The organism is Agrobacterium vitis (assembly GCF_014926405.1).
Taxonomy (GTDB): domain Bacteria; phylum Pseudomonadota; class Alphaproteobacteria; order Rhizobiales; family Rhizobiaceae; genus Allorhizobium; species Allorhizobium vitis_H.
This window is the reverse complement of sequence record NZ_JACXXJ020000003.1, coordinates 530,300-547,314: the sequence shown is the minus strand read 5'-3', so window position 1 is coordinate 547,314 and position 17,015 is coordinate 530,300. Positions and strand designations below refer to the sequence as shown.

The following is a 17,015-nucleotide window of genomic DNA, read 5'->3' as shown; positions in this document are numbered from 1 at the left end:
CCAGTCAAATCGAGGATCATGAAACTGATGCGCACCGCCATTCCGGTGGTGGCATTGATGACTGCTCATGCCGCCTTTGCGGCGGAGCCTGTGGAACTGAACGTCCAAAGGTTCTTCGGCGCCTGCGATGCCGAATATGGCAGCAATACAGACGTCAGCAAATCGGTCGGCGAATGTGGGATCATGACCTCGCTGATCAACAAGTTCAACGCCGATAATCCCGACATCCATGTGTCGGTGGCGACTGTGGAATGGCCGGGCTATGACCAGCTCAACGCGCAATTTGCCTCCAACGATCCGCCTGACATCGTCACGATCCATGAATCGGCCCTGTCGGATTATCAGTCCAAAAACCTGATCATGCCGCTGGACGAGCTTTTGGCCACACAAGGCATCAAGCCTGAAACCTTTACCGAGGCGGCGCGGCAGGGCGCGACCAAGGACGGCAAGTTCTATGGATTGCCGATCGACAGCTGGACCATGCTCTACCATATCAATATGGATCTGTTTAAGCAGGCGGGTCTCGTCAATGCCGATGGTACGCCGATCCTGCCGAAATCCCCGGAAGAGCTTCTGGCGCAGGCCGAACAGTTCAAGCAGAAGACCGGCAAGCCCTATTTCGTGCAGAATCTTGCCAATGAGACGGCGCTCTATATGCGCAATCTCTATACTTATCTGTTTCAGCAAAACTCGGACTTCTTCGCTGATCCGACCCATATCAAGCTCGACACGCCTGAGGCCAAGCGGGTGGTGGAGATGTACAAGACCATCTACGCCAAGGGCTATACCACCAAGGACATGGATTACGGCGCCTCGATCACCGCCTTTCTGGCGGGTGCCGGCGGTGTTCATCTGAACGGCACCTGGATGATTGGCGATTATAATGCCTCGGCTGCCAAACCGGGCACGGCGCTGAACAAGGGCGGTTATGCCGTCTATCCCTATCCGCAACTGTTTTCCGGCGATCACGCGCAGTTTGCCGATGGTCACACCTGGGCTGTTTCCGTCAAGGACCGGACGCCCGAACAGACCAAGGCCGTGGCGCGGTTCCTGAAATTCTTCGTCGACAATGATTTCGATTGGTCGCGCACCGGCCACCTGCCATCCGTGCAGGCTGTCCTGACTTCGGATGCTTTCAAGGCACTGCCGCATCGCGACACGGTGTCTGATATTGCCCAGCTTGGGCGGCCACTGCCGTCGCAAGTGCAGCGCCAGTTCCCGATCCAGGACATTATCGGCGAAGAAATGAGTGCTGCGGTGACCGGTCAGAAGGATGTCGATGCCGCCCTAAAGGATGCCCAAAGCCGGGTGAATGACTTGCTTGGCAATCTCTAAAAACAAGATAGGTGAGCGCCCAAAGCCAAAAGCTTTGGGCGCTGCTATTTTACAGTGCCGATACCAGCACTTCGGCGCGGGCCGCCAGAATGGCGTGGCAGGCGGAGGCTGCTTCTTTGCCCTTGATAATGAAATGTTCACGGAAGAAGGCGATATGCGCTTCGCTTTCCTGGAAGTTATGGGGTGTCAATACCGCCGAAAGCACCGGCACCTCGGTATCGAGCTGCACGCGCATCATGCCGTCCAAGACGGTGGCGGCCACGAAATCATGGCGGTAAATGCCACCATCCACCACCAGCGCACAGCCGAGGATGGCGCGATATTGTCCGGTTTTGGCAAGCGTCTGGGCATGAAGGGGAATTTCCAAGGCGCCCGGCACGTCGACAATGTCGATCTCGGCGGCGGTGCCGCCAAGCGCCTGCCATTCGGCGACGAAGGCGTTTACGCATTGATCAACGATCCCGGCATGCCAGCGGGCGCGGATGACGGCAATACGGTTTGGTTCAAGTCTTGCTGCGATAGTCATGTCTCTGCCTTTCAAGGGTCAGCCAAACAGAGTTGGCTGGAACACCGCACGGAGGCGGCCAATTTTCCCTTGGGCGAACAGCAGTGAAAACCCGTTGCGGAGACGAAGCTCCGCTGGGGTATTTCCTGCATGCTCTCTTCCATCCGGACTATACCGTCGGCTCCGGCATCGCACCGGATCTGCTGACCTCCCAGGTTGCCCTGAAAGCGCTCGCGGGCTCCGGGCAAGCCCGATACCGCCGGTGGGGAGTTTCACCCCGCCCTGAGAACAGTTATAACATAGAATTGAAGTTGCAGAAATTGCAAGGCCGTTTTTCTCATTATTCGGTAGGTTAGCGTCTGTCGTCTGCGGTTTCTTCCAATATCCAGTCTCGAAACGCCTGCAAAGGTGGGTGTGAACCACGTTCATTCGGCCAGACGAGATAATAGGCCTCGGTGCTTTGCATCGGCCGGTCAATGGCCTTCACCAGGCGACCGGAGGCCATTTCCTCTTCGATCAGGAATTCAGGCAGCAGCGCGACGCCAAGTCCTGCCATCGCGGCTTGAGCGGCTGTTGCAAACTGGTCAAACAACATGCCGCGCACCTGGTCGGATTGCACGTCATTGCTGGCAAGCCAGCGTTCCCAGGCATCGGGGCGGGTGGTGAGATGGAGAAGAGGGGCCTGGCGCAGATCCAGCGGGGTTTGAAACCGGTAGGTGTCGCGCAACTCAGGGCTACAGGCGGGAATGACGGTTTCAGAGCGCAGCAGCGACATTTCCGCGCCCTGCCAATCGGCCAGACCGAAGTGAATGGCAGCATCGACCGGTTCCAGCCGGAAATCGAAATAGGAAAGCTTGGTAACGAGATTGATGGTGATGCCGGGGTGGCGGCTGAGAAATCCCGGCAGGCGCGGGGCCAGCCATCGGGTGCCGAAGGTTGGCAGGATGGCGAGATTGAGTGTCCCTCCGAACGGATTGGCCTTCAGCGTCAGCGATGCGGTGCTGATGATCCGCAGCGCATCGCGGATTTCGCGGGCATAGATGTTGCCGCCTGCCGTCAGCCGGATCGTTTGGCGTTCGCGGTGAAAAAGCTCGACGCCAAGCTGCTCTTCCAGCGCCTTGATCTGCCGGCTGACCGCGCTTTGCGTCAGGCTCAATTCCCGCGCTGCCGCCGTGACGCTGCCAGTGCGGGCCGCAGCCTCAAAAGCCGAAAGAAGATGCAGGGAGGGCAGGAAACGGCGGGGACTTTGCATGGAGGCTCCGGGCATAGATCGGACTGGCGAGAAGGGCGACATGGTTTTCTATAGGCGGTCTTTTGCTTGAGGTCATTCCATTTGGGAAAGAACTCTTGCAGAAACATCGATAATTGCGCACTGGCGGACTGGTTCAGCACTTGCTAGTGTTTTGGCAGAGTAATTGCTGCCGTTTTGCCCGGCTTCCGGTTCGGTTGCGATATAAGGGAACTGTCATGCAGGGGAATCCAAGATCGCACGGGCTATGGGAGCGAACCGCGCCATCGCCGCCGTCCACATCGGTGCTCACTGAACACCTGATTGCCGATGTGGTCGTGGTCGGCGGCGGCTATACCGGCCTGTCTGCCGCCTTGCATCTGGCCGAGGCCGGGGTTTCTGTCGTGTTGCTGGAAGCGGTCGAGATCGGCTTTGGCGGGGCGGGCCGCAATGTCGGGCTGATCAATGGCGGCATGTGGGTGATGCCCGATGACGTGCCCAAGGTGCTTGGCCCCGTGCATGGAGAGCGGGCGCTGAAGCAATTGGGCGAAGCGCCGCTGTTGGTGCGCGAGACAATTGAAAAGCACGGTATCGCCTGCGAGTTGGAAACCAATGGCACGCTGCATCTGGCCGTCGGCAGCACCGGGCTGGAGGAATTGCAGAACCGTCACCGGCAATGGGTGGCACGTGGTGCGCCGGTCGAGCTTCTGTCTGCCGAAGAAACGGCGTTTCGCGTCGGAAGCACTGCCTACGCCGGTTCGCTGTTTGATCCCCGGGCCGGAACGCTGCAACCGCTTGCCTATGCGCGGGGCCTTGCCGCTGCCGCCATTCGTGCAGAGGTGCGGATTTTCACCGGCAGCCCGGTGGTGGAAACCGAGCGGGAAGGCGAGAGCTGGGTGGTGAAGACCGCGTCCGGCCATGTGTCCTGCCGCTGGATCATCGTGTCCACCGATGCCTATTCCACCGGTCCCTGGAAAAGTGTGCGGGAAGAGCAGATGCATCTTCCCTATTTCAACTTTGCCACTGTGCCGCTTGGCGAAAATCTGCGCCGCTCCTTGTTGGCGAATCGTGAGGGCTGCTGGGATACCAGGGAAATCCTGTCATCCTTCCGCATGGATCAGGCCGGTCGGCTGGTATTCGGCAGTGTCGGCGCGCTACGCCATGGCGGGGCGGCAGTCCACCGGGCCTGGGCCAAGCGCAGCCTGAAGCGGCTGTTTCCGCAATTGGGCGATGTCGAGTTCGAGACGGAATGGTATGGCAAGATCGGGATGACAAGCGATGCCGTGCCGCGTTTCCACCGCTTTGCCAAGCGCGTTGTCGGATTTAGCGGCTATAATGGCCGTGGCATTGCGCCCGGCACGACTTTTGGGCGGACATTGGCACAGTTGGTTCTGGGCGAGATCGGCGAGGCGGATCTGCCCCTGCCGCTATCCGAGCCGGAAACCATTGCGTTGCGCACGATAAAGGAAATCTACTACGAGGCGGGCGCGCAAATCGCTCATCTGGCGGATAGCCGGTTCTGATCCGCTTCACTCAACACCATTCACATGCAAACGACGTTTCAAGGAAAGATCATATCGATGTCGAAACTCAACCTGCCTGCCGATGTATCGCGCATTCTTGCAAATCTCGGTATTTCCGCCGGGACTTTGTCGGGCGGTTCGCTGGCGGTCACATCGCCTGTGGATGGCAGCGCGCTTGCCACGCTTGCAACAGTGTCCAGCGATGAGGCAAGCAAGGCCATCGACAATGCACATGCCGCTTTCTTAGCGTGGCGCCTTGTGCCAGCCCCCAAGCGCGGCGAATTGGTGCGCTTGCTGGGTGAAGAATTGCGGGCTCATAAGGACGATCTTGGTCGTCTCGTGTCCATCGAGGTTGGCAAGGTCACCTCCGAAGGGCTCGGCGAAGTGCAGGAAATGATCGATATCTGCGATTTCGCGGTCGGCCTGTCGCGTCAGCTTTACGGCCTGACCATCGCCACCGAACGCAGCGAACACCGGATGATGGAAACCTGGCATCCCCTCGGCGTCACCGGCATTATCTCGGCCTTTAATTTCCCGGTTGCCGTCTGGTGCTGGAATGCGGCGCTGGCCCTGGTCTGCGGCAATTCAACCGTCTGGAAGCCCTCGGAAAAGACGCCGATTACCGCCCTTGCTACTCAGGCTATTTTCGAAAAAGCGGTTCGCCGTTATGTGGCCGCTGGCGGCAGCGCGCCGGAGGGGCTTTCGACCGTGCTGATCGGTGAGCGCGCCATTGGCGAAGTGTTGGTAGATCATCCGAAAGTGCCACTGGTTTCGGCCACCGGTTCGACAGCCATGGGCCGGGCGGTCGGTCCGCGTTTGGCGGCCCGCTTTGCCCGGTCAATCCTGGAACTGGGTGGCAATAACGCCGCCATCGTCGGCCCAACCGCCGATCTCGATCTGACCCTGCGCGGCGTTGCCTTTGCCGCCATGGGCACAGCTGGCCAGCGCTGCACAACGCTTCGCCGCCTGTTTGTGCATGACAGCGTTTACGACACGCTGGTTCCCCGGCTAATCAAGGCCTATGGCTCCGTCACCATCGGCAATCCGCTGGAGACCGGCACGCTGGTTGGACCGTTGATCGATGGCCGCGCCTATGAGGCGATGCAAACGGCGCTGGCTGCGGCAAAGGCCGCTGGCGGCGTGGTGCATGGCGGCATGCGCGTGCGGGAAGAAGAGGCTGCTTCGGCCTATTATGTGCGCCCCGCCCTGGTGGAAATGCCCTCCCAGACCGGACCGGTGAAGGATGAAACCTTCGCGCCGATCCTCTATGTGATCCGCTACAGCGATTTTGATGCCGCATTGGCGCTGAATAATGATGTGCCGCAGGGCCTGTCCTCGTCGATTTTCACCAACGACCTGCGCGAAGCCGAGGCGTTTCTATCGGATCGCGGCTCCGATTGCGGCATTGCCAATGTCAATATCGGCCCATCCGGTGCTGAAATCGGTGGTGCTTTCGGGGGCGAGAAGGAAACCGGTGGCGGGCGCGAATCCGGCTCGGATGCCTGGAAAGCCTATATGCGCCGCGCCACCAACACGGTGAATTTCGGACGCTCGCTGCCCTTGGCCCAGGGCGTGAAATTCGACGTCGAGTAATCAGTCGTTGCCATCCCCCCGGCGGTAACCGGGGGGATGGTTGAGGCCGCTAGAGTCTGTCAGGTTCAGATTGAACCAGACAGACTCTAGATTCTCTTGTTTTCGTTTGTCTTTTCGGGAAAACCGGATTCCACTTTTCCCTGACAAACTCTAGTCCTGAACAGGCTGAATCTGTTGCAGCCAGAGATAATAGGCCGAGTGGTCGAGATCTGCCCCGCCCTTGTTTTGCACAAGATCTGTAAAGCCCGCCCGCACCGTTTCAGAGAGTGGCAAGGTCAGGGCGTGCTCGGCAGCGACCGAAAGCGCATTGTTTAAGTCTTTCAACTGCGCAGCGGACCGTCCGCCCGGCGTGAAATTGCCGGTCACCATCCGCTCGCCATGCAGGTCAAGAATCCGGCTATCGGCAAAGCCACCCCGCAAGGCGCCGCGTAGCGTTGCCGGATCGCATCCCGCCGATTGTGCCAGCCGAAAGGCTTCCGCGACCGCGCCGATGGTGACTGCGACGATCAACTGATTGGCGAGCTTCGCCGTTTGGCCGGTGCCAACCGGCCCCATCAGTGTTGGGCGGCCCAGTTTTTCGAGAACCGGCACGGCGGCTGCGAAATCCTCCGGCGCGCCGCCGACGAAAATCGACAGCGTTTTTGCCTTGGCCCCGGCCACACCGCCGGAGACGGGGGCATCGAGGAAGCGCTTCCCCATTTGCTTAGCCAGAGACGCGAGATCGCGGTCGCAGGCCGGCTCCACCGATCCCATGTCGATGATCAGCGCGCCTTCGCCTGCCGCAGCCATTGCGCCGCTGTCCTCCAGTGTGGCGCGGGTGGCCGGACCATCGAGCAGCATGGAAATCACCACATCCGCACCCTTGGCTGCCTCTGCCGGGCTGGCGGCAATGCGGGCCACGTCGGACAAGGCCTGCGCCTTTTGTGAGGAGCGATTCCAGACCACGACCTCGAAATCCACCGCCAGATGACGGGCCATGGGCTCCCCCATCAATCCGGTGCCGAGAAAGGCGATACGCGTCATGACAGTTCCGCCCCAATGGCGGCAAGAGCTGCGCGCGCCACGTCTTCGTCCTGCTCACCCGAGCCGGAGCCGATCCCGATCCCGCCGAGCAACATGCCGTTGACCTTAATGGGCAGGCCACCCTTCAGCCCCGTCGCTTCGCCTTGGGTTGCTGCGGCCAGCAACAGCTTGGCGTGGTCGGGAATGCTATGGCTGGGGGCGGCAAGCGAGGCTGCGGTCCGTGCCTTGGCCCTCGCGCTTTTTAAGGAGAGATACCGCGAACCGCGCATCCGAAACGACGCCAATTCTACGCCGCTGTGATCGACAATGATAATGCATTGCGGCTGGCCCATCGCCGTTGCGGCATCAATTGCAGCGCGCAAAAGTGCTGCGACGCCTTCGTCGGTCAAGGCGCTGGATTGTATCGTAAAGCTCATGGCATGCTCTCCCTTGGCAGTTTCTACCGGTCATGTTATCGATACCATATTCGAACCGGACCAGCTTGGCGAGTAGGAATAGGAGTTCTCACCTGTCACGGTCAGTTTGATTTTCGAACTTGAATACCAAGTCCAGACTATCAAGTGTTGGGAGGCGCTACGTCATGTCGTTCTTTGAAATTTCCGATCCCGCCTTCGGCCGGTTTGTGATGGGAAATGCCCCGGTCAAGCAATTGGCAACCGGCTTCGATTGGGTGGAGGGGCCGGTCTGGTTCGGCGATCTGGACTGCCTGCTGTTTTCCGACATCCCCAACAATCGTATTCTGCGCTGGATGCCGGATGGCAGTCTTACCACGTTTCGTGCGCCCTCCAATTTTGCCAATGGCCATACCCGCGACAGGCAGGGGCGCTTGGTCAGTTGTGAGCACGGCACGCGGCGTGTGACCCGCACTGAGTATGACGGCACGATCACGGTGATTGCTGACAGCTTTGAGGGTCGGCGTCTCAACTCGCCCAATGATGTGGTCGTTGCCTCCGATGGTGCGATCTGGTTCAGTGACCCGCATTACGGCATCGCTACCGATTATGAAGGCACGAAAAGCGAGCAGGAATTGCCCTGCAATGTCTACCGCGTCGATCCATCCGGGGCGATTTCTGCTGTGTTAACCGATTTCAACGGCCCGAACGGACTGGCCTTCAGCCCGGATGAAAAACGGCTTTACGTGGCCGATACTGGTCGTATGCATAGCAGCGATCCGCAGCATATCCGCGTGTTTGATGTCGCTGACGGATGGAAGCTGACCGGCGGCAACGTGTTTCATGTAATCGACAAGGGCTGTGCCGACGGCATGCGGCTCGACTCTGACGGCAATCTCTGGTCCTCGGCTGCCGATGGCGTCCACTGCATCGCCCCGGACGGCCATCTGATGGGCAAGATCCTGGTGCCGGAAACGGTCTCCAATCTCTGCTTCGGCGGGCGTGGCAAGCATCGATTGTTCATAACCGCAACAACCAGTCTCTATGCCATTTCCCTGAACCGGAAGGGCGCGGCCTGACAGGATCTATCTAGCAAAGGTCAGACCGACCATTTGCTTTTCACGCCAAGGCTTTCGATTGCAGAAATGGCCACAGCGATCCCGTCTTCTGCCCGCATGCGTTGACCAAGCGCTGTCGCATGATGGCGCATGTCGTCGCAGTCGGCAGAGATAATTGCCGAGGCTAGGGCATCTGCGGTCAAGGCAGCGCGGTCCAGCGCAGGCGGCGCAACGCCGAGTTTTTCAAGGCGGCTGCCCCAGAATGGCTGATCGCCAAAGAATGGCACAACCACTGAGGCAATGCCAGCACGTGCCGCAGCAGTGGTGGTGCCAGCGCCTCCGTGGTGAACCGCCAGCGCCATTTTGGGAAACAGCCAATCATGCGGCGCCCGGTCTATCCGGAAGATATTTCCGCCAGCCTCGCTATCAGCACCATTCAGACCGCCCCAGCCACTGGCAAGCACTATGCGTTTGCCAGTCTTGCGTACCGCTTGCAACACGATATCAGTGAAGCGGCCTCCATCCGGCCCAACCATGCTGCCGAAGCCGACATAGACGGGCGGAGGCCCACCTTTTAGAAAGCGCGTCAGATCGTCCGGTGCGGCCCATGTCGAACTTTCCTGCAACTGCCAGGGGCCGGTGACCCGGACATTGGAGGGGAGCGAGGCAGGCGGCTCGACAAGCGTCGGGCTATAGGCAAACAGGCGCAGATGCGAACGAGGCTTATAGGTATAGGGACCACGCCAGGGATAAGGCGCCAACCGCAGGGCCGGACGCACGACCTCATTATAAGCGGGGCGCAAAATATGCCAAATCAGCATTTGCGTAGCATGACCAAGAGCCACATTGATTGGCCCCGGCAAGCTCCTCGCCCAACCCGGCAGCGGCAGAAGCGGCGGTTGCCGCGAGGGCAGGGTGGGGACCAATTGCGTTTCCGCGACAGGAAGGCCCAGATATTCGCCGAGCGCTGCGGCAAGATGAAAGACCATACCGTTGCCAATCAGCAGATCGGCACCCTCTGTTGCTCTAAGGCCTTGGGCAGGCCAACTGGCGGCCATGGTTTTCAACCTTCGCCGCGCCGCCTTGGCAATAGCAAGCGGTGAAAGACCGTTGGACAGTGTCGTCCGGTCATTGCGCATCCAGTCGAGGAAATCGCCACGCAAGGGAGCGAATTCCAAGCCGTGATGGGTGACGAGATCGGCGCATTGCGGATCGGTGGCAATTCTGACCTTGTGACCGGCCTGCTTCAACCCAACGCCAAGAGCAACCAGCGGCCGCACATCGCCTTCGGTGCCAATCGTGAATATGACGATCTGCATGGTTTACTCATTCACCAGATAGTGATGCCTGACATTGGCACCCGACATTGGACACATTCTAAAGCGGCTATTGGGCAAGTCACTCAATGCCCCATGCATTTTCTGCGATGCAACTTTCGAATTGCAATGTGCCAATGCTAGCGACTTGGCACTGCAACACGTCAGTCGTTCAGCCCCACTCCCCCTATCAAGCCTAAGAGGATTTTAGTCAGCGACGATGACGTCAGGCTCGGCTGGGCATGGCCATTGTGGCTTTGCGTCCGTCGCCCGACTGAAAACGGTCGGTCTGGATCAATCCAAGCATGATTGCCTTGACGACGGCCTGGGTACGGTTGACGGCCTCCAGCTTGCGCTTGACCGACTCCATGTAAAATTCGACCGATTTTTCGGAAATGCCGAGGATTTTAGCAATTTCCCAGGACGACTTGCCCTTGGACACCCAGATCACGGTTTCCTTTTCCCGTGCCGACAGGAATGACCGACGGCGGCGATAGCTGCCGATCAGGTGCTCTTCCATGACAACTGGCAGCGCACAGGAATGAAAGAATTGCGAGATAATGTGAATAAGATGAGCTTCCGGCAGGCTGTCCTGGAATTTTTCGTCGGGGATTACAGTCATGATTGCCAGTTCGCCATGGCGGGACATGAGAGGCACGGTCAGCCCGTTGACAATGCCACGTTTTGCAGCATCTTCGATAACGCAACGCTCTTCTTCCGTCAGCTTGTCGCTATCAATGGCATCGCTCCAACGAAACGGTGTCTTGCGAGAGAGAGAAATCCCGACGATGGGATCGCAATAGACATACCGCTCCGATGCGTATCGCTCCACCCATTCCTCTGGATAGTTGTTGATGCCGAATGTATGGCGGGTTTCATTCGTAGCATTCAGCACAGGGGTTTGAAGAATGTGATAGGAAAAATACTTGTAACCCAGTGATTTTATACTGGATTCCATGACGGCTTTCATCTCAGCGGCGGAGACGGCGGCATTGAGGCGCATAATAAAGCGATCGAGAGGATCTACGGTCTTATGTTTGATGTCATGCATGAAATAAAACTCCAAATCGTCACTTCGTGAAATTTTTGAGGCCGGGCATTCGGGGCCGGAAATAGGGAGGATTGGAATGCCCGCAAATATAAAATTCAGAAAATGCTGTTTTAATATTGGAAAATAAATGTAACTATTGGTAGTGCTTGAAAATGTGTTGTATTATGCGTCATGTTGCAGTGTAGCATTTACAAGCAGGGGGTCAATGTCAATTTGAAATTGAAACGGGTCAATTTCAATGGAAACAAAATCTGAACATTGACGCCTGCCACGCCCGTATGGTGCGTTTACGATTGGCGACTGCCCCAGATCAGGTCAGTTTTGCGCGCGCAGATTTCGTGTTTGTGGTCTGTTGTGGCACGAGTCCTGCTGTGACTCTGGGCGTTTTTAGGGGTAAATTCGCGTGTTGCGATGCAAAATCATCCAGGAAATATAACGTATTACAGCATCCTGTGTGCGGTTTATAAAACGCGAAGCTCTGTCAGAGGTAGCCATAAATGCCTGCCGCCCATTCTGGCGACGGCCTTGCCGCATTCGGCCTGCGAATATGCTCAGGCATTTGACCGCCTTGAGCATATTCTTCGTTGTCGTCGGTAGAGTTTGCCGTCTCGGCTCTCGTTGGGTCTTTGGCTTATGCCGTTGTTTCAAGCGCCAGCAGGTCATCCAGCGTCTGGCGCCTGCGAATCAGCCGGTGGTTGTCCCCCTCGATCAGGACTTCCGGTGCGTACAGCCTGCTATTATAGTTTGACGACATGGAGGCGCCATAGGCGCCGGTGTCGTGAAACACCATGTAGTCGCCCGGTTGCGCTTGCGGCAGGTCGCGCTTTTCAATCGTACCGAATTCGCCCTGGGTGAAGACATCGCCGGATTCGCAAAGCGGTCCCGCCACCACTGTCGGCACCGGCACGTCGCTACGCGGTGCGTCATTATTCGGGGCGGGCAAGACGGAGATGCCGTGATAGCTGCCATACATCGCCGGGCGGGCCAGATCGCTGAACCCGGCATCGACAAGGACGAAATGATTGCTGCCCATGGTTTTGGTGGCGCGGACCTCGGCCAGCAGCACGCCCGAATCCGCCGTCAGGAACCGGCCCGGCTCGATTTCGAGCCGGATCTTGTGGCGCAGATATTCCTCGATCTGTTTGCGGGCGCTATCCCAAAGTGCAAAATAATGGACGGTATCGATTTCTTCCTCACCATCCTTATAGGGGATGGAGAGGCCGCCACCCGCCGAAATTGCCTCGATATCGGCGCCAAGCTCGCAGCAAAACGTCACCATCGCCCCGCAAACCCGTTGCAGATGCCGGTAATCGACGCCGGAGCCGATATGCATGTGCAGGCCGACCAGCGTCAGCGAGTAGCGCCGCACGGCTGCCAGAGCCTCCTGCAATTGCTCAAACCAGATGCCATGCTTGCTGTTTTCGCCGCCGGTATTGGTCTTGTTGCTATGCCCGTGGCCGAAACCGGGATTAATGCGCAGCCAGACGCGATGCCCCGGAGAGCGTGCGCCAAGTTGGTGCAGCATATCGATGGAGCCGGCATTGACTTCGATTTTATCAGCGACCACCCGGTCCAAGGTGCTGCGATCAAACACATCGGCGGTAAAGACGATCTCTGCAACACCGGAGGCTTGGCCGGTGACATAACCCGCCCGTCTGGCCCGCTCGATTTCCCCCAGCGTCACCGCATCGACGACCACCCCGGCCTCACGCATCTGCCGCAGAATATGGGTGTTGGAGCAAGCCTTTTGGGCAAAGCGAATGACGTCGAAGGATGATAATTGTGCGATACGGGCGCGGATCGTGTCTGCGTCATAGACCCAGACCGGCGTTCCGTAGGTCTGTGCAAGCGTGGTAAGTGTGTCGTTTGAAAGGCGTGTCATGGTGTATGGATCGATCCGGGTTCGAAAATCGGGCGGCACATTTGAGCGCGACATGGGGCGCCTATGCGGATAAAGGCAGGCTAACGATGGCGCGCGCGTGACATATGGCAAAAATACCGGCGAAGCGCTACAGGCGCCCCGCCGGTCTTTTGTCAGTTTCAATCAATTGAGAGAGCACGTGGAAACGGCTTTTATCGCACGGCTTGCGCGAGCGCCTGTTCCAGATCGGCAATGATCGCCTTTGCCTCATGCAGTCCGACATTGAGGCGGATGGTCCGGTCGCTGACGCCGAAGCGGGCAAAGACATTGGTTTCCGGCGAAATGCTGAGCGCCGCCTTGGCAGGCACCACTAGGCTTTCCGGCCCGCCCCAGCTGACCCCGATCCGCACCAGTTGCAAGGCATCGACAAACGCCGCGACATCGATGTCATCGGTCACTTCGAAGGAAAACAATCCGCCAAAGCCCGTCAATGTGTTGCGGCCCGGATGATCGCTGAAGACCGGGTGCATGACCCGTCCTACGGCTTGGCTGGCGTTCAACCAATGGGCGATTTCGAGACCTGCTTCATGATGGTGGCGCATGCGGAATGGCAGCGTTTCCAGATTGCGCAGCACCAGCCAGGCCTCGAAGGGCGAAAGCTTGGCACCGGTATAGGGAAAGATTTCGCCGTTGATCCGGGCGATATGCTGCTTCGATCCGGTGACGAGACCGGCGACCGTATCGCTCTGGCCGCCCAGATATTTCGAGGCGGCATGGATGACAAGATCGATGCCTGCGGCAATCGGTTTCTGAAAGAGCGGTGTTGCCCAGGAATTATCGACAATGGTCAACACACCATGACGGCGCGCCGCAGCGCCAACCACGACCAGATCCTGAAGCTCGAACACCATAGAGGTCGGGCTTTCGAGATAGGCGAGTTTTGCTCCCGGCAGGGCGGCAATCAGGCTTTCGGTATCCGTGCCGTCGATATAATCGACGAGAACGCCGAAGCGCTTCAGCACTTTTTCGAAAAACCGGAACGCATCGCTATAGACATGGCGGACGGTGACGATCCGGTCGCCCGGATTGACGAAGGCAAGAATGGTCGCGGCAATCGCGCCCATGCCGCTGGAAAAAGCCCGTGCGGCTTCCGCGCCTTCCATCTCGGCGATCCGGTTCTCGAGAATCTGGACGGTTGGGTTGTCGCCGCGCGAATAGATCGGCTTGTGGGAGCGCCCGGCAAACACATCTTCCAACTCGGCATAGCTATCGAACAGAAACAGCGATGTCTGATAGATCGGCGGCACGGCGGCATCGAAGGGGTCGTGACCGGTAAAGCCGGCAGGGGGTGGAACCGGAATGGTTTTCGCGGCGGGGTCGAATCTGGGTGTCTCGTTCATGATAAACCTCTTGTCTCTGGATGGAGTGCGGACAGGCCGGGAAGTGGGCCGTCGCTGGAAGGAAGGCTGGAAGGGAGTATGGTCGCCCATTCGCGGCGGGCGACGACAATGCCAAGAGCGGCAGTCAGAACCGCAGCGGCGGCAGGCGCAATTGCAACGCCGGTAAAGCCGAGCCAGGCGGGTAAAAACAAAAGAAGCGGGATCAGCATGTAACCATTCGGTGCCAGCCCGACGAGGGCCGACAGGCCAGCCCGTCCGCGTGATTGCAGCATGACCAGAAGAACGGATTGAAAAGCTGCCAGCGGAAAGACCGGAAACAGCAGGCGAAGACAGGCGGCGGTTTGCGCGGCAACCTCAGGGCTTTGCGTGAACAGCCGGGCGATGGGACCTGCTGCGACCAGCAAGAGCGTGGAATAGCAGAGAGCAACGGGAATGGTGACCATCAGCATGAAGCGAATGGCGGCCTTGATCCGCTGGTCGTCACCCAGCCCCACGGCATGGCTGACGACGCTTTGCGCGCCAAGGCAGAAGCCGAAGACCGGCAATTGCCCGAAGGCAATCAGCCGGATGGCAATAGCAATGGCGGCAACGCCGGTTTCCCCGCCGCTTTGGCTGGCTTGGCGCAACAGCACCATGAAGCCGAGGCCGGTGACGATGCTGGTGGCACAGGCCGGGATGCCGATGCTGGAGATCGGCTTCAGCAGGTGCCAGCGGATCAGGCTCAGATCAATTCGGACATTGCCCTTCCTGCGGTAGAAATAAACAGCATAGGCCATAAGAGCCGCAACCGTCGATACCATTGTGGCAATCGCCGCGCCCGCTTCCCGAAAATCGAGCAGGAAAATGAACACCGGATCGAGCGCGATGTTGAGGGCAAAGCTGGCAATCAACACCGTCATCGAGAACCGGGAATTGCCCTCGGCAATGGCAATGAAATCGCAGATCGCCTGCAACATGCCGAGCGTCACGCCAAAGGCAATCAGCCGTCCATAGATCAGGCCCGAGGCGAGAAGATCGCCTTCGCCGCCCACCGCCTGCACGAACGCTGGCAAGGCGAGATAAATCAGTGTGGACAGCACGATGCCCATCGGCACGGCGGCAACCAGGGCCGTCACCGCCACGGAGGAGGCGGCCTTCACATCGCCCTGACCAAGTGAGCGGGCCAGAAGCGTGGCAAGGCCGATGCCCAAGCCTTCCGTTGCGGCGCTAACCAGCAGGAACAGCGGCAGCACGAGGCTGACGCCTGCCAACGCCTGCGGCCCCAACGCGCCGATGAACATGGCGTTGACAGCATGGTGGGCGGCGCTGGCCGTCAGCCCTGCCACGGCGGGCAGGGCAACCGTCATCACCAGTCGCTTGATGCGCGGATCGTTCAGATCTGCTGCCATTTTCGTCTTTGAAGATGTCATTAAAGGCCGCCTCGCGCCAAGGAACCTGGAATCTGGGAGCCCGGAACGTTAAGGCCATCCTTATCGACCAGACCGGTCAGGTCGGGTGAAAGCAGCTGGTCGGCAAAGAAACGTTCGCGCAGCAGCATGACCAGCAAAGCCTTTTTATGCGGAAATTGGACATGCTTGATCTTGGCGAAGCCGGAACGGTTGAGATTACGGATCTGCTGGTGATGATGGTGGATGGGTTCGCCGACGATGCGCCGCGTGCGCGGGTCGGCGAGGAACATGTAGTGCATCAGCGAGGGCAGCCAGGCGCTAACGTAGGGTTTGCCGCGAAATGCATCCTCGCCGATTGCCACATGCCAGCCCCGATCATGGCTGTCAGCATCGTAATGCGGGCCGAGCCGGTCTTCCTTGGCCCAGTAAAGCTCAAAATAGCCGAAAGGCGTACCACCGAACGTGCCGATCAGCGGCAAGGTGCGGGGGTCGGCAAGCCGGTTTTCGAGAAATTCACGATGTTGGGAAAGCGTGCCGTTGTCTTCCCAGATCGCAGCCACGCGCGGTTCGTTCATCCAACGGTGGAAATGCGGCAGATCCGCTTCTGGTGAGGCGACGTGAAAACCGAGCGCCTTGTCCAGCCAGGGAATGAAGCGGCTATAGACCGGCCCAACCGGCTTTGGCGGGCGCATGGGATGCAAGGTGCCATTGGTCATCACCGGAATGTCTGGATAGGCAGGCGGTACTTGGCCGAGCCAGAGCGCCGATTGCTGAAAAAAGCCCTGGGCTTTTGCGATCCAGCCGCCCTCTGTGGGGAGCAGCATGCCGGAAGCGGCAAAGGGTGTGCCATCCACTCCTTCCGGCAGGTCCACGGCAAGCGTATGGATCTCCGGGTGGCAGGTCAGGATCGCCTCCAGCATAGCACCGAGTGTGGAGAAACTGCTGACTTGCTGGGAAACGACCGCCTCTATGGAGAGTGTTTCAACGATCAGCCGGGGCGTATCTGACCAGACGATATGGCCTCCGGCAATGACGGAACCGCTCTGCTCGATCCGCAAAGTATGATCATGCGCGATGACAATCAAAGATTGTAAATCGTTGAAAGAATAACTGCGGAAGCCATCTGCGGGAAGGCGCAGGCCGGAGCAAGGCGTGCCGGTGTTTGCTTGCACGGTTGCGAGAGAGGCGTCCATATCTATGTCTCCGTTTGCGTCGTGGCCAAACCTGCACGGACATGGATCATGCCCGCGATAAAATAGTGCCACTCCCAGCAGGACGAATGAGCGCTTCGCGAATTCACATGTATCGCGAAATTTAATTTCCGAAAATTTTCTTCTGAATT

At 58.7% G+C, this 17,015-nt stretch carries 14 protein-coding genes and 1 riboswitch; of the genes, 4 read left to right on the top strand and 10 right to left on the bottom strand.

What is annotated here, in order from left to right:
- Nucleotides 1-18: 18 nt before the first annotated feature.
- Complete coding sequence (locus IEI95_RS04045) at nt 19-1,335, top strand: extracellular solute-binding protein (RefSeq protein ID WP_156532377.1); 1,317 nt, start codon at nt 19-21, stop codon at nt 1,333-1,335.
- Between the two features lie 49 nt (nt 1,336-1,384).
- Here the strand turns inward: IEI95_RS04045 and IEI95_RS04040 are convergent, their stop codons facing one another.
- A complete protein-coding gene (locus IEI95_RS04040; RefSeq protein ID WP_156532252.1) occupies nt 1,385-1,861 on the bottom strand; it encodes a 6,7-dimethyl-8-ribityllumazine synthase in 477 nt (158 codons plus the stop codon).
- 127 nt (nt 1,862-1,988) lie between these two features.
- A riboswitch (FMN riboswitch) is annotated at nt 1,989-2,134 on the bottom strand.
- Nucleotides 2,135-2,192: 58 nt separating this feature from the next.
- The gene (locus tag IEI95_RS04035) at nt 2,193-3,092 is read right to left on the bottom strand and encodes a LysR family transcriptional regulator (protein WP_071584416.1); all 900 of its coding nucleotides are present in this window, start codon (nt 3,090-3,092) and stop codon (nt 2,193-2,195) included.
- Nucleotides 3,093-3,307: 215 nt separating this feature from the next.
- Between IEI95_RS04035 and IEI95_RS04030 the strand changes: the two genes are divergently transcribed.
- Together IEI95_RS04030 and amaB are read left to right on the top strand one after the other, a co-directional pair.
- Complete coding sequence (locus IEI95_RS04030) at nt 3,308-4,591, top strand: NAD(P)/FAD-dependent oxidoreductase (protein WP_156537228.1); 1,284 nt, start codon at nt 3,308-3,310, stop codon at nt 4,589-4,591.
- A gap of 57 nt (nt 4,592-4,648) precedes the next feature.
- Nucleotides 4,649-6,184, top strand: a complete 1,536-nt coding sequence (gene amaB / locus IEI95_RS04025; RefSeq protein WP_156532254.1) for an L-piperidine-6-carboxylate dehydrogenase — start codon at nt 4,649-4,651, stop codon at nt 6,182-6,184.
- Nucleotides 6,185-6,334: 150 nt separating this feature from the next.
- Here the strand turns inward: amaB and IEI95_RS04020 are convergent, their stop codons facing one another.
- Nucleotides 6,335-7,207: an NAD(P)-dependent oxidoreductase gene (locus tag IEI95_RS04020; RefSeq protein ID WP_156532255.1), complete on the bottom strand. Its 873-nt coding sequence runs from the start codon at nt 7,205-7,207 to the stop codon at nt 6,335-6,337.
- Nucleotides 7,204-7,623 carry a heme-binding protein gene (locus IEI95_RS04015; protein ID WP_156532256.1) on the bottom strand — a complete coding sequence of 140 codons (420 nt, stop codon included), beginning with the start codon at nt 7,621-7,623 and terminating at the stop codon, nt 7,204-7,206. Before IEI95_RS04015 ends, IEI95_RS04020 begins: the two co-directional genes overlap by 4 nt.
- Nucleotides 7,624-7,787: 164 nt before the next feature.
- Here IEI95_RS04015 and IEI95_RS04010 point away from each other — a divergent pair, with 164 nt between their 5' ends.
- Nucleotides 7,788-8,678 (top strand): SMP-30/gluconolactonase/LRE family protein, encoded by an 891-nt coding sequence (locus IEI95_RS04010; RefSeq protein ID WP_156532257.1) that lies wholly within the window; start codon nt 7,788-7,790, stop codon nt 8,676-8,678.
- A 20-nt stretch (nt 8,679-8,698) separates the two neighbouring features.
- On the opposite strand, the gene IEI95_RS04005 is transcribed toward IEI95_RS04010, so the two are convergent.
- The 6 genes from IEI95_RS04005 to IEI95_RS03980 all read right to left on the bottom strand — a co-directional run bounded on the left by IEI95_RS04005 (nt 8,699) and on the right by IEI95_RS03980 (nt 16,866).
- The gene (locus IEI95_RS04005) at nt 8,699-9,976 is read right to left on the bottom strand and encodes a glycosyltransferase (RefSeq protein WP_156532258.1); all 1,278 of its coding nucleotides are present in this window, start codon (nt 9,974-9,976) and stop codon (nt 8,699-8,701) included.
- Nucleotides 9,977-10,199: 223 nt separating this feature from the next.
- Complete coding sequence (locus tag IEI95_RS04000; protein ID WP_041698563.1) at nt 10,200-11,024, bottom strand: helix-turn-helix transcriptional regulator; 825 nt, start codon at nt 11,022-11,024, stop codon at nt 10,200-10,202.
- 631 nt (nt 11,025-11,655) lie between these two features.
- Nucleotides 11,656-12,906 (bottom strand): diaminopimelate decarboxylase, encoded by a 1,251-nt coding sequence (lysA, locus tag IEI95_RS03995; protein WP_156532259.1) that lies wholly within the window; start codon nt 12,904-12,906, stop codon nt 11,656-11,658.
- Nucleotides 12,907-13,097: 191 nt separating this feature from the next.
- On the bottom strand, nt 13,098-14,285 hold the full coding sequence (locus IEI95_RS03990; RefSeq protein WP_156537226.1) for a PLP-dependent transferase: 1,188 nt from the start codon (nt 14,283-14,285) through the stop codon (nt 13,098-13,100).
- Complete coding sequence (locus IEI95_RS03985; RefSeq protein ID WP_156537225.1) at nt 14,282-15,694, bottom strand: MATE family efflux transporter; 1,413 nt, start codon at nt 15,692-15,694, stop codon at nt 14,282-14,284. Before IEI95_RS03985 ends, IEI95_RS03990 begins: the two co-directional genes overlap by 4 nt.
- Complete coding sequence (locus IEI95_RS03980) at nt 15,694-16,866, bottom strand: GNAT family N-acetyltransferase (protein WP_420360060.1); 1,173 nt, start codon at nt 16,864-16,866, stop codon at nt 15,694-15,696. The genes IEI95_RS03985 and IEI95_RS03980 overlap by 1 nt, the downstream gene beginning before the upstream one ends.
- Nucleotides 16,867-17,015 lie beyond the last annotated feature (149 nt).